At 61.8% G+C, this 13,155-nt stretch carries 11 protein-coding genes; all 11 read left to right on the forward strand.

Translation table 11 applies throughout. The features are described 5' to 3' along the window. Positions 1–13: 13 nt before the first annotated feature. The 11 genes from ACIOWA_RS16445 to ACIOWA_RS16495 all read left to right on the forward strand — a co-directional run bounded on the left by ACIOWA_RS16445 (position 14) and on the right by ACIOWA_RS16495 (position 13,105). Positions 14–1,609: a Wzz/FepE/Etk N-terminal domain-containing protein gene (locus tag ACIOWA_RS16445; RefSeq protein WP_339495844.1), complete on the forward strand. Its 1,596-nt coding sequence runs from the start codon at positions 14–16 to the stop codon at positions 1,607–1,609. Further along, complete coding sequence (locus ACIOWA_RS16450) at positions 1,606–2,697, forward strand: glycosyltransferase family 4 protein (RefSeq protein WP_401160751.1); 1,092 nt, start codon at positions 1,606–1,608, stop codon at positions 2,695–2,697. The genes ACIOWA_RS16445 and ACIOWA_RS16450 overlap by 4 nt, the downstream gene beginning before the upstream one ends. Further along, a complete protein-coding gene (locus ACIOWA_RS16455) occupies positions 2,694–4,064 on the forward strand; it encodes an O-antigen ligase family protein (RefSeq protein WP_339432512.1) in 1,371 nt (456 codons plus the stop codon). Before ACIOWA_RS16450 ends, ACIOWA_RS16455 begins: the two co-directional genes overlap by 4 nt. Beyond that, a complete protein-coding gene (locus ACIOWA_RS16460) occupies positions 4,061–5,029 on the forward strand; it encodes a glycosyltransferase (RefSeq protein WP_401160753.1) in 969 nt (322 codons plus the stop codon). Before ACIOWA_RS16455 ends, ACIOWA_RS16460 begins: the two co-directional genes overlap by 4 nt. Further along, positions 5,022–6,158 (forward strand): glycosyltransferase family 2 protein, encoded by a 1,137-nt coding sequence (locus ACIOWA_RS16465; RefSeq protein ID WP_221729557.1) that lies wholly within the window; start codon positions 5,022–5,024, stop codon positions 6,156–6,158. Before ACIOWA_RS16460 ends, ACIOWA_RS16465 begins: the two co-directional genes overlap by 8 nt. Positions 6,159–6,171: 13 nt before the next feature. Further along, positions 6,172–7,173 (forward strand): polysaccharide deacetylase family protein, encoded by a 1,002-nt coding sequence (locus ACIOWA_RS16470; protein WP_339432515.1) that lies wholly within the window; start codon positions 6,172–6,174, stop codon positions 7,171–7,173. Then, complete coding sequence (locus tag ACIOWA_RS16475; protein WP_401160756.1) at positions 7,170–8,477, forward strand: oligosaccharide flippase family protein; 1,308 nt, start codon at positions 7,170–7,172, stop codon at positions 8,475–8,477. Before ACIOWA_RS16470 ends, ACIOWA_RS16475 begins: the two co-directional genes overlap by 4 nt. Next, positions 8,474–10,396 (forward strand): hypothetical protein, encoded by a 1,923-nt coding sequence (locus ACIOWA_RS16480; protein ID WP_401160758.1) that lies wholly within the window; start codon positions 8,474–8,476, stop codon positions 10,394–10,396. The genes ACIOWA_RS16475 and ACIOWA_RS16480 overlap by 4 nt, the downstream gene beginning before the upstream one ends. Positions 10,397–10,463: 67 nt before the next feature. Continuing rightward, positions 10,464–11,153, forward strand: a complete 690-nt coding sequence (locus ACIOWA_RS16485; protein ID WP_401160760.1) for an N-acetyltransferase — start codon at positions 10,464–10,466, stop codon at positions 11,151–11,153. Positions 11,154–11,157: 4 nt separating this feature from the next. Further along, positions 11,158–12,342 carry a GNAT family N-acetyltransferase gene (locus tag ACIOWA_RS16490; RefSeq protein ID WP_401160762.1) on the forward strand — a complete coding sequence of 395 codons (1,185 nt, stop codon included), beginning with the start codon at positions 11,158–11,160 and terminating at the stop codon, positions 12,340–12,342. Further along, positions 12,314–13,105: a ChbG/HpnK family deacetylase gene (locus tag ACIOWA_RS16495; protein WP_401160764.1), complete on the forward strand. Its 792-nt coding sequence runs from the start codon at positions 12,314–12,316 to the stop codon at positions 13,103–13,105. The genes ACIOWA_RS16490 and ACIOWA_RS16495 overlap by 29 nt, the downstream gene beginning before the upstream one ends. Positions 13,106–13,155 lie beyond the last annotated feature (50 nt).

Raw genomic sequence — 13,155 nt, forward strand, 5'->3', positions numbered from 1 at the left:
CAGGTGAACGATCATGAATCCAAAGGAAAACTACCTGCATGAGTTCTTCAGGATCTTCTTCGCCAACAAGCAACTGGTGAAACGGGTCTTCCTGATCTTTGCAGTCATCGCCCTGCTGCTGCCATTGGTGCTCAAACAGAGCTTCGATATCACCGCACAGGTGATCGTGCAGTCGAAAAAACTCTCCCAGGGAGACGCCACCACGTCACTGACGGTCGATAACGCCACGTTCATTCCGCCGTCGCTGGCGGACATGGAAACCGAGAGCAACATCCTCCGCTCGCCGGCGCTGATCCGTCAGACCATCAGCGAACTGCGCGACAAAGGCGAATACACGCCCTCGCCCGGCATGTTCAACAAACTGGTGAGCGAGCCCTTCAAGCGCTACGTCACCTCGCCACTGCGTCAATACGTGATCAACCCGACGCGCAACATGCTCGGGCTGGAAACCGATCCGGTGCGTGACACAGCCCTAGATGCGCTGACCCAACAAGCCATCGACAGCCTGAAAATCGAGACCCTGCCGGGCTCCAACGTGATCTCGATCATCTACAGCTTCCCGGACCCGCACCAAGGCACGACCTTTGTCACGGCCCTGCTGCAAAACTATCTGGTGAGCCGTCAGGCGCTGCAATCGATCGACCTGCCGCAGTCCTTCTACGAATCCAAAAAGCACTTGTATCAAGTACGGCTCGACGGCCTGGAAGGCAACCGTCAGGCACTGCTCGAAAGTGTCGGTGCGGCGGATCCCAAGGAAGAAATCACCTTCCGCCTGAACGCGATCAACACCGAGGAACAGGCACTGAACCTGTATCGCGATCGCCTGCTGCAAAGCCAGCGCTGGCTCGAATACCTGAAAACCGCGCTGGCCGCCGCCAGCAGCAACAACAAGCTCAACGACTACACCTTCCCCTTCACCTTCACCACGACCGTCGACAATGTGGCGTTCGAAGATCGGGAAATAAAACAACTGGGCGAGCAACTGACCACTCAGGTCAGCCGCTACATGAACGACCTTGCGGTGTTCCAGCCTGGCAGTGAACCCATGTTGCTGACCCGCGAGCAAATCGGCCGCACCCGCCAGCAGTTCCTCAAGGTGGTGAGCAACCGGATTCAGGAGCGCACCAACGATCTTTCGGTGGTCAAGCAGGTGATCGATCAGAAAACCGCACGCATCGCCGAATTCAAGAACCGTATCCGTGACCTGCAGCAAACCCAAAGCAAGCTGCGGCAGATGGACACCGAAATCGACGCCATGCACGCCGCGTTCTCGACCTACGCCCAGCGTTTCGCCGAGAGCAGCACCGTCGGCGCGCTGAACGACGATCTGTCCAACGCCCGGGTGCTCAGCCCGCCGTTCGAACCCACCGAAGCGGCGTTCCCGAAACCGATGCTGATCATTCCATTCGGCCTGTTCACCGGTCTGCTGCTGGCCATTGCCCTGGTCTATGTGCGTGAGTTCTTCGACCATCGCTTCAAACACCCGGCGCAAATCAGCCACGAGCTTGGTCTGCCGGTGTTGCTGGTGATCAACGACGAGAACGTGCTACCGAGCAATCCGCACAAAAACTGGACGGTGCCGAGCTTCCTGCACTGGGTGCGCAATTGAACACCGTGTCCACCCCGAAGACCTCGCTGCCGATCATTCATTTGCTCAGCAGCGGCGGTTTCTATGGGGCCGAGCGGATGTTGCTGGATCATTGTCTGGCGACGCCGGGGCAGCATCAGGTGCTGTTTCTCGACGCGCCGCCAGAATTGATCGAGCGCTTTCGCGAAGCCGGGGTGGATGGCCGTGGCTGCGGCGGGCTTGGGGAGTTTTTGCGGCACCTGCGTCAGCGTCGCAGTGAAAAGCCGCTGATCAACACGCACAACTTCAAAGGCCTGCTGTTTGGCTGGATGGGCGCGACACTGTTGCGCCTGCCGCTGGTCATCACCCAACACGGCTTCACGCCGCGCAGTCGCAAGCAGAAGTTCTACACCTGGCTCAGCCTGCAACTGTGCCGCACCGCGTCGGTGGATCGCGTGGTCTGCGTGGCAGAAAGCATCGCGGTGTTGCACCGCGAAGCCAGCGTACAGGCCGAGAAGTTGCAGGTGATCCCCAATGGTTTGCCGGCGGCTGCGGCGATGGTTCCCGATGCGGGTCGGCAACGCTGGCTGGCCGGTTACGTTGGCCGATTGAGCAGCGAGAAAGGCCCGGATCTGTTTCTCGATGCGCTGATCCCGCTGTGTCATCAGCACCCGCAACTGGACGCCGTGATGCTCGGCGACGGGCCGGAATGCGAGGCGTTGCAGGCACGCATCGACAACGCCGGTTTGCAGCAACGGATTCGTTTACCGGGTTATCAGACGGCCATGCAACCGTGGTGGCAGCAGTTCGATGCGCTGGTGATCAGCTCGCGCACCGAAGGCACACCGATGATTTTGCTGGAGGCAATGCAGGCCGGCGTGCCGGTGGTGGCGTTTGGTGTCGGCGGGATTCCCGATGTGCTGGAACATCGGCACAACGGCTTGCTCGCCGCTCCGACCGACAGCACCGCCCTCGCCCATCAGCTCGAAACGTTGTTGAGCGAGCCCAAACTGGCGCGACAACTGCGCGACAACGCCAAACGCACGCAACAGGATCGCTACGACCTCAAGGCCCTGGCCGAACGCTGGTCGCAGCTCTACATCCGCACGGCACGGGAGGCACGCGCATGATTTTCCCGCTCTCGATCGTCAGTCTGCTCGGTCTGGTCTGCATCGCTTTGCTGGCCAGCCCCTATCCGTATCTGGCACCGGGAGCGGTGCTGGGCCTGGTGGGTTTCACGGTGTTGTACCGCAAGCCAACCTGGGGCCTGCTCGGTATCGCCGCACTGGTGCCGTTCGAAGGTTTCTTCAAGGACAGTTCGCTGTCCGGCAGCAAACTGCTCGGTGCCTCGCTGGCGGTGATTCTGATGCTGCAACTGGCGCTGCATCAGATTCCCTCCGAACGCCTGCGCAGCAATATCTGGCGTTACCTGATCGGGTTCATGGTTCTGTACTTCCTCAGCCTGCTGAACACCGATGACATGGGCATGTCGCTGGAGCATCTGCGCGAGCTCAGCGTCGGGCTGATCCTGTTTGTCATCACCCTGTTGATCGGCCGCGAGCTGAACCTCGACCTGTTCGCCCGACTGGTCACCCTTGCCGTCAGCAGCACCTGCGCGATGGCGATGTTCTCGACCAGATTCCAGGATCAGGGCCGCGCTGCCGGCCTGCTCGAAGACCCCAACGCCTTCGCGATGCTGATCGCCTTCGCCATCCCGCTGGGGCTGCTGCTGGTGATTCGCGGCCCTAACCTGCTGCATCGGTTGTTCTGGGGCGCGTGCTGCCTGCTGTTGCTCGGCGGCATGACCAAGACCGAATCGCGCTCAGGGTTGGTGGTCGTGGCCTTGAGTCTGTTGATCGGCGGCTGGCATTACCGCGCGCAAATGACACGAATTCGCCCACGGCACCTGGGCTTCGCCATGCTCGGCGCGGCCATCGTGATTCCGCTGGCAATCTATGCGATGCCCGCCGGTTACCTGGCGCGCATTCAATCCTTGAGCGTATTAAGTGCCGGCGCCAAGGGCCATAACGACGAATCCCTCGGCCGCCGTGCTTCCTACATCGTTGTCGGTACGCAGATGATCCGCGAGAACCCGCTGCTGGGCTCCGGCCCCGGCACCTTCGCGCTGCACTACGCGACCACCGGCTACGCCAAGGCGTTTTCGGCCAACCGCAAGATCGGTGACCTCTATCGCCGCGCTCACAACACTTATCTGGAAATCTTCAGCGAACTGGGGATTCCCGCCGGCCTGATGTTCGTCGGCATGCTCGGGCTCGGCTTGTACAACCTGATCCGCGCACGCGCCGTGTGGATGCGCCGACGCGACTGGCAACAGGCGGACCTGATGACCCACCTGAGCGTGAGTTTCCTGTCGCTGACGTTGTTCCTGATGTTCCTCAGTGCGCCGAACCAGAAATACGTGTGGATCATGCTTGCCATGACCTGGGTGCTGCGCCTGAAAGCCGAACAAGAACCGATCACGGAGGCCGTTGCATGAGCCGAATCAGCATCATCATCCCGATGTACAACGAAGCCCGGCACATTGGCCGCACCTTGCTGTCGGCAGAAAAAGCCGCCCACGCCGCCGGCGTCGAGTGCGAACTGATCGTGGTCGACAACGGTTCAAGCGATGACGGCCCGCACATTGCCCGCCAGTTTGGCGCACAAGTGCTGGTGCATCCGGGTTTGCTGATCGGCGCCCTGCGCAATCGCGGTACGGCGGTCGCAACCGGTGATTGGCTGGCCTTCATTGATGCCGATGTTGAGATGCCGCAAGACTGGCTGCAGCCGCTGTTCGATCTGCACGCCAGTGGTCAGGCCGATGTGTTTGCGCTGGACCTGGGCATCCCGGCACAAGCGCCGTGGTACGCCATCGCGTGGCAGCGTCGCACCCAGCGTGTTTGCGCGCAGGCCTCGCACGTCGTGGACTGGCTGCCCAGCTCCAACCTGCTGATGCGCCGTGACTGGTTCGACAAGGTCGGCGGTTTCAATGAAAGCCTGCGTACCGGCGAAGACAAGGAGTTCACCCTGCGCCTGCGTGAAAACGGTGCGTTGCTGCTGTCGATCAACGACAACGAAGCCCTGCACTGGGGTTACGAAATGAACTGGCGCGAGTGGATGGGCAAGGAGATGTGGCGTCAGGGCAGTCATCTGCAACTGCTGCGCACCCACGGTTACAGCCTGCGTCTGCTGCGTTTCCCGATGCTTTCGCTGCTGGTCTGGCTCCTCGACTTTCTGGCGATCTCGGCCCTGCTCGACAATTTTCCTCATCACGCGGCGGCCATGCTGATATTGACCCTGGTGCCGGGGTTGGTGCTGAGCATTCGCCAAAGCATCAAGCATCGTGACCTCTTGCTGACCCTGCAACTGTGGGGCCTGCACTGGGTACGCCTGCACCTGGCCGGCGCCGCGTTCATTCTCAGTCTGTGTCATTGGAATGCCAGGAGGCCTGCCCGTGGCTGAGTTCATTTTCTGGATGTGCCTGTTGCTACCGGTCTACGCGTATGTGGGTTACCCGCTTTTGCTGACGATACTGGCGCCTCTGTTCGCGGCCAGCCGGCATGGCCCAACGCCGCCGCTGAACATCAGCATCGTGATTGCCGCCCACAACGAGGCGCGGCACATCGAGCACAAGTTGCGCACGCTGCTGGCCCAGGATTATCAGCCTGCCCGTTTGCAGATCATTCTCGCCAGCGACGGCTCGACGGATGACACCGTGGCTTGTGCACACAACGTCGTCGATCCGCGCATTACCGTGCTCGACCTGCCGCGCCAAGGCAAAGCGGCGACGCTTAACGCCGGCGTGGCCCTGAGCACGGGCGACATTCTGGTGTTCACCGATGCCGACAACCAATGGTCACGCGACACCCTCGGACATTTGCTGGCGCCATTGAGCGACCCGCAAGTCGGCGCCTGTGCCGGGCACATGGTGATCCCGGTCACCGGTGGCGGCTTGAGCGTCGGCGATAGCCTGTATCGACATTACGAAGGCTGGCTGCGCCGGGTGGAAAACCGCACCGGTTGCATGGTGTCCGCCGACGGTGCCCTGCTCGCGTTGCGCCGCGAGTTGTTCCAGAACGTGCCAGCAGAGGTTAACGACGATTTCTTTATCAGCACCTGCGCGCCGGTCGCGCACAAACGCATCGTCTATGTACCGCAAGCGCAAGTCATCGACCAAGGCGTCGATGAAGCCGACAAACAGTTCCGTCGTCGTCAGCGCGTCACCGTCGGCGGGCTGCAAAGCCTCGCTCAGCGCCGCGAACTGCTCAATCCGCTGAAATATGGCCTGTATTCGATCGCGCTGATCAGCCACAAACTGATCCGCCGCCTGGCACCAATCCTTTTGCTGCCATTGTTGCTGAGCAACTTCTGGCTGTGGAGCGAGCACGGTTTCTATCGCCTGAGCCTCATTGCACAACTGTTCGGCTACGCGGTGGCGATAGCCGGATTGATGGATTCGCAACACCGCTTGCCCAAACCCTTCCGCCTCGCCGCCTTTGTGCTGGTCACCCTCGCCGGGATGAGTCTTGGCTTGTGGCAGTTCCTGCGCGGCCAGCGCTATGCCCAGTGGAATCCTGAACAGAACCGCTAAAAGGACCGAAGCCATGGCGATCAAACAATTGATAAAAAGCACCAGTGGCTGGCTCTATCTCAACTCGTCCGTGGGCCGAAACCAGTTGCAGGGCGCCGGGGTGATTCTGATGTTGCACCGGGTGCTGTCCAACGACCGCGCCGCCGACCTGCCCCACCGCAATGAGCTGTGCGTCGGGCCCAAGGCCTTCGAGCATTGGCTGGTGTGGCTGCGTCGCCACTTCGAATGCGTACCGCTGATGGAAATCCTTCAGCCCAACTCCCTGCGCACCGAACGCCCACGGGTGGCGTTGACCTTCGACGACGGCTGGCGCGACAACGCGGTCAACGCCTTCCCCCTGCTGCAAAAACACCAGGTGCCGGCGAGCATTTTCCTTTCGACCGATTTCATCGGCAGCCGTCAACGTTTTTGGTGGGAGGCCGTGGGCGAAACCCTGTGGGGCAGCCACGGCGACAAGGCACGGATGCATTTGATCGAGCGCTTGCATGCCACGGGCCATCCGCTGCCCGTGTTGCTCGATGACATTGATGTCGATCGGCGCAGCCTGGCACTGCTGCATTACCTGCAAGGGCTCAAGACACTGGCACCGCAAGAACTTGAACGCCTGACCGATGAGTGCCCGCAAGAATCGCAACCGCAGGCACTGGACTGGCATCAGGTGCGCGCGATGGAAGCCTCAGGTCTGGTGCGTTTCGGCCCCCACGGCGCCAGTCACGCGATCCTTACCGGCCTTGACGATGTGCGCCTGAGCGAAGAAATCAGCCGCAGCCGCGATGCCTTGCACAACGGCTGCAACCGGCCGCTGCCGGTGTATTGCTACCCCAACGGCGACAACGACGAGCGCGTGCGCAAGCAGGTTGCCGATCACGATTATCCGTTTGCGCTAGGCACCAGCACCGGCCTCTATCGCGGTGAAGGCGATCCGCTGAACCTGCCGCGTTTCGGTGTCAGTCAGCGCACGGCGCGCAATCCGCAACTGCTGTCGTGGCGGATATTTCGCGGAGCACGACCATGAGCCGAGGCCGCTACCTCAAGCACTTGGCGCTGAGCATGGGCACCAAACTGGCGATGATCGCCCTGCGTTTACTGCGCAACGTGCTGCTGGCGCGGATCCTCGGGCCGAGTGAACGCGGGCTGTTTGCATTGCTCAGCACCTTGCCCGACCTGATCAGCGCGGCCACCAGTGGCGGGCTGAATTCGGCGGTCGGTTATCAGGCCGCCAAACAAAGGCCGATGGGGGTGTTGCTCAGTCAGGTGCTGGTTTTCGGATGCTTGCTGGCGGCGCTGTTAACCCTGCTGGTGGTCGCGCTGGTGCGCGAGTTTGGCGGTGAACTGGATGTGACCACGCAGCTTGGCCTGCTCGCCTGGCTGTTGCTGTTGGCAGTGCCGCTGACGGTGTTGAAAAGCGGCTTGCTGACGTTGCACAACGCGTCCGGCGGCGTGGTCGCATTCAATGCCTTGCGCCTGGTGGAGTCGCTGGCACCGCTGCTGATGTTTCTCGGGCTTTTCTGGATGTGGAAAAGCGCCGCCCTTGAAGCGGCACTGATCAGTTGGCTGGCCGGGATCAGCCTGGTGGTGCTGGTCGGTTGGGTCTGGCTCAAACGGGCGCAACCGTTGCAACTGCAATGGGATCGCGCCAGCCAGAAAGAGCTGCTGCGTTACAGCGCCCGCAGCCATCCCGACCTGTTGTTCCAGCAAGTGATTTTGCGCTCGGATTATTTGTTCATCGGCGCCCTGCTCGGCAGCACCGCGCTGGGTCATTACGCCATGGCCAGCGCCGCCGCCGAACTGCTGCTGATCGTCCCGGAAGCGGTGACCACGCCGTTGATGAAACGCCTGCTGCAACAGGACGAAGGCATGGACAAAGTCACCCCGCTGGCGCTACGCCTGACCGCAACGGTGATGCTCGGCGCATGCCTGAGCATGGCGGTGATCGGCAATTGGCTGATCGTCACCCTGTTCGGCATCGCCTACCAACCGGCCTATCCGGCGCTGCTCGCGTTACTGCCGGGGCTGTTGGGTTTGTGCTATGCGAGCATTCTGCGTCTGGACTTGCTGGGCAAAAATCGCCCCGGCACGGTGTCCTTGCTGATGGGGCTGGGGACCTTGCTCAATCTGGCGCTGAACCTGGTGTTGATTCCGGCCTACGGGATTGTCGGCGCAGCGGCGGCTTCGTCGATTGCCTATCTCGCCGTCACGGTGGCGATGCTGGTGTTGTACTGCCGTCTGAGCGGCGTGCCGTTCTGGCAAACCCTGATCATCCTGCCCAGCGACATCACCCCGATGTGGTTGATGCTGCAACGTCGCAAAGCCGCATGAAAGGCCTGGCCCTGCTGTTCGGTCTCGGCCTCTCGCTGGACGCCTTCGCGGCGTCGATGCGTTGGGGCGAAATCCGCGACGCCAGCCTGTACCTGCAAACCGATCAACCCGACAACGTGATCGTGCGCTGGACCCCGGCGTGGCAAGCGGATGCCAACGAAGAGCATCTGTACCTGCTCGACGGCCAAGGCAAACTGCAAGGTGACAGGTTCATCAAGGCCAGTGAAACCCGTGGTAGCCAGCGCTGGAGTCTGGCGCCCGGCGCCGCCAGCTATCGACTGGAAATCCCCGGCTACAGCTTCCGCAATTACCGGATAGAACACGATGAACACACGGTCGCGCTGTTCGCCCCGGCCAAAGTGCACTTCAGCGTTCAAGCCCAGAACGGCGATATGTTGTATTTCAAAGTCGCGCCCGGTGAGCGCGCGGTGCTGGCCGGTAAATTTCATGGCGGCGTCAGTGCGCTGCAGGCGCAACGGGTGGGTGATGGTCAGGCACTGACGCTGGCCCTGAAACCGTACCGCGCCTATTGGCAGTTCGATCAGGTCGCGCTGCCGGTCAGTGAGCGTGAACAAGTCTGGCGCCTGCGCCTGCAAGGCAGCGGCAAAGCCGCGTTCTGGCTCGACGGCACGGCCAATCTGTTTGCACAGAATCCACAACAGCTCAAACCGCTGCGCGAAGACGTCGGCCAGACCCGCTTGACCCTGCACGACAAAGTGCTCGGGCGCACGCCGGATCTGGGCATCGCCCTGCCCTATGTGATGCCGCCCACCACCAGCTATGCCGCCCTCGATGCGCTGAAACCCACTGCCGCCAGTTACTACAGCTTTGTTGATGTGACGGCGAGGAACCGGCATTTCGAGGACGCGTTCCGTCAGTTCTATCAGGATCGTTTCGGCATCCAGCAGGACATCACCTTGCTCGCCGGCAGCCAGCGTCAGGCTGATCTGCGCGCCGACGTACAAAGCAACAGCGGCCTTGATGCGTGGCTCGCCAGTACCCGCACGCTCGGCGGCAAAGCCACCCACTACATCGGGTTTGCCGACGAACCGAACCTCAACTACTCCAGCTACGCGCAGTATCAGGCGATCTTCGCCAGCATGGCCCGGCAGGTGCGCAGCGACCCGGCGAACGCCAAGGCTGGCGTGCGTATCGCCATGCCGGCCAGTTCGCGGCTGGTCAACGGGCCGTTCGCTGACAACGCGGCAGACAAGCGTGGTATCGATTGGGCGCGACGTTTGCTGAGCGAATCCGGCGATCAGGTCGACGCCTTGGCGTGGCACGAATGGATGATTCGCGACCTGCTCGCCACCCGCGTCTACCGCGACAGCGTACGCCGCGCCGCCGAACTCGTTGGCCTCGACGACAAAGGCCGGCCACGCAAAGCCTTGCTGCTCGATCAGACCAATATGTCCAGCGGCTCCAGCCTCAGCCCCTACGATCAGGAAACCCATTACGCCGCGCTGTGGTGGGCGTCGGTGGTGATCAACGCCTCCCAGGACGGCTTGCTGAGCATGCTCAACTGGTTCCAGGCCGCCGATGAACCGCAGTACCCCAAAGGCATGCTGCGCGTCTCGGCCGATGAACAACGCTTCGAACTCAAACCGGTGGGTCTGGCCCAGCAATTCATCGCGCAACACTGGCTGCATAACGTCCTGGCGCTGGACAACGATGGGTTTGAAGTCGACGTGCTGGCGATGTCCAGCGATGAGCAGCGTGGCTTGCTGGGCGTCAACAAAGGCACCCGCCTGCAACGTGTAGACCTGAGCGGCACCCAGTGTCCGCTGAACAATGGCGCCTTGCGCTACTTCGGCGCCGACAACCGCAGCCGCGATGCGCCGTTTGCCTGCAAGGACGGACGCGTGCGCTTCGACCTGCCGGGGCAAACCCTGTTCTCGCTCCGCTGGAGAGCGTCATGAACCGTCCTTTGATGTTCCGCCGCGTTGGCCTGGGCCACGCGATGCATCGTCATCAGGAGTCAAGACCATGAACATTGTGCAAAAACTCAGCGAACACATTAGACAAAAAGGCCTGCGCGCCACCTTCGGCAAGGCCTGGAAGCACTACGTATTCTTTCATCAGGAATTGCTGTGGATGGAGCGTGATCTGGTCAGTCCCGTCCCCCCGCACAACCTCAAACCCTACCCGCCGCTGCGGGTGGTGAAAATCACGCCGGACAACACCAGTGCCTTTGCCCGCTACTTTGGCGACCGCGTCGGCACCATGGCCGAACTGGCCAGAGAAGGCCACACCGGGCACATGCACCTGGACGATCAGGGCGACGCCGTGGCGTTCATCTGGGGCACCGCGCGGGACTATCTCGACCGGCATTACTACGGCTGTCTGTTCCCGGTGAAACCCGGCGAGTTCTTCGAATTCGGCGGCGAACTGACCCGAGCCTACTGGGGCAGCGAACTGTCGGTGGATCTGCAACTGGCGCTGTGGAAAGCCATGGCCGCCCAGGGCTGCAACAAGGTCGTGGACGTCTGCGAATTCCACAACATCCCGGCGCTCAAGCTGCACCTGCGCATGGGCTACACCGAGCAACACCGGATCATGAACATTTACACCCTGTTCGGTCGCTGGAACTTCTACCGCGAAACCCGCTACAGCGGTTCGCGCCTGGAAGCGCTACGCAAACCTTCCCGTCCACCCGTCACAGTAACGGTGGCCTGAGCCCATGGCGACGCGATTCGAATGGCGTACTTCATTGTGCGCCGCCGACTTTCCGGCAACAGCGTATGAAGCGCTGCGCCTGCGCGTGACGGACCACACGCCGTTCAACAACCTTGGCTGGTTGTGTGCGGCCGAGCAGGCCCTCGGCGAGGGTGAGCGCCTGCACATCCTGCTGGGATGGGAGGCGGATCAATTGCGTCTGTGCCTACCGCTGGTGGCGAGTCGTGAGCGCTTCGCCGGGTTGCGGTTTCGGGTGTTGCACCACTTGGGGTATCCGTTGGCTGATCGCTTGGCCCTGCTCTCTTTGCTGGCCGGCGAGGACATGCGCAAGGCCCTTGTATTGATTCGCCAACGCCTGCCCCATGCACTGCTTCAGCTCAACGAACTCTCGGAGCCGGCCGGTGAGGAAAGTACCCTCACCGAATGGATGGCACACAGCTCTGCGGGCGAGCGACGGCTCAGTTGTCGGGCGCCTGTGCACCTGATCAGCGAGGCGGATCATCAGGAAGTGTCCGGCGATCCACGCTACAAACTGCGCCGGGCTCGCAAGCGCATCGCCGCGTGCGGGGCTCAGGTACGGCGGATCATTCCGGACGCGATCAGCATGGGTCCGCTGTTGCAGGTCATCGGCGAAGTCGAAGCGGTCAGTTGGAAAGGCGACGAAGGCGTCGGGATCTTCGCCAGCGAACGCAGTCGCCATCTGATCGAGCGCGCTTTCATTGCCCTCGCCGGCCAAGGCTTGGTGCGGGTGGTGACGCTGGAGTTGAACGGGCGCTGCATCAGCTATCGCCTGGGCTTGCTCGAACAGGGCCGGCTCTACGATTACAACCTCGCCTTCCTGCCGCAATACGCCGATCTGGGCAGCGGCCGGGTGCTGCTGGAGGAATGGATTCGCTGGGGCCTGGACGACCACTGGCGCTGGATCGATGCCTCACGGGTCAGCCTGGAAAACTCCAGCCACCAACTGCACGAACGCATGACCGGGCAACTGGAACACTGGCGCTGGAGTTTCTATTCCTGGCGCCCGAGTGGCCTGGCGCTGGGTCTGGCATTACGCGTCTGGCACCGGCTCAAACCGCCATTGCAACGGTGGCGGGCAAAACGTGCGGCCAAACCTGCACCTGTCGTCAAACCTGTCGCGATCACCACGGAGGGCGAACATGCCTCGCCAAGTCATAGTCAACGCTGACGATTTCGGCCTCAGCCCGAACGAAAACGCGGTGATCTTCGCGGCGTTTCAGGCCGGGGTCATCAGTTCCGCCACCGCCATGGCCAACATGCCAGCGTTCGAAGCCGCGTGCACCATGGCTCGGCAGCCCTTGCTTGAGGGCCGGGTCGGGCTGCACTTCAACCTGACTTACGGGCGACCGCTGAGCCGGACGATTGTGGAGCGCCGAACGTTCTGCGACAGCCATGGCGTATTCGACCTCAACCTGCCGCGCCACCGTTTGTGGCTCAGTCGCGAAGACCGTGAGGCGGTGCATGAAGAATTGCAGGCGCAGTGGCAACGCTGCGTCGATCATGGCGTGCGTCCCAGTCACATCGACTCGCACCAGCATGTGCACAACATTTTGCCGATCGGCGAGATCGTCGCGCGCTTCGCTGCGCATCACGGTGTACCGATTCGGTTGGCGCGCAATCTGGGGCAAAACCTCAATCTGCCCAAACGCGTTTTCAAAGGTTGGCTCAATTGGCGTTTGCAGCGTCTGGCCGGCGCAACGGCGGACTACGTGTGCACCCCCGTGGATTTGCGCAACGGCAGCTCGCCGACCGACGGCGTACTGGAAATCGTCGCCCATCCGACTCAACTCGGGGCCGACTTTGGTGACGCGTATCTCAACCCCGGCGAATCCCTGAGCCGCGTGTTAGCGCAGCGGCTGATGGGCGTTCCACGGGTTTGCTACGCCGACCTGAACAAGGACTTTCTACGCGGTGCCACGGCACTCGATTGACTTGCATACGTTGCAGCATTTTCGAAAATGGCACTCTGATAGGCATGTAA

Source organism: Pseudomonas sp. NPDC087614, assembly GCF_044743485.1.
Taxonomy (GTDB): Bacteria; Pseudomonadota; Gammaproteobacteria; order Pseudomonadales; family Pseudomonadaceae; genus Aquipseudomonas; species Aquipseudomonas baetica_A.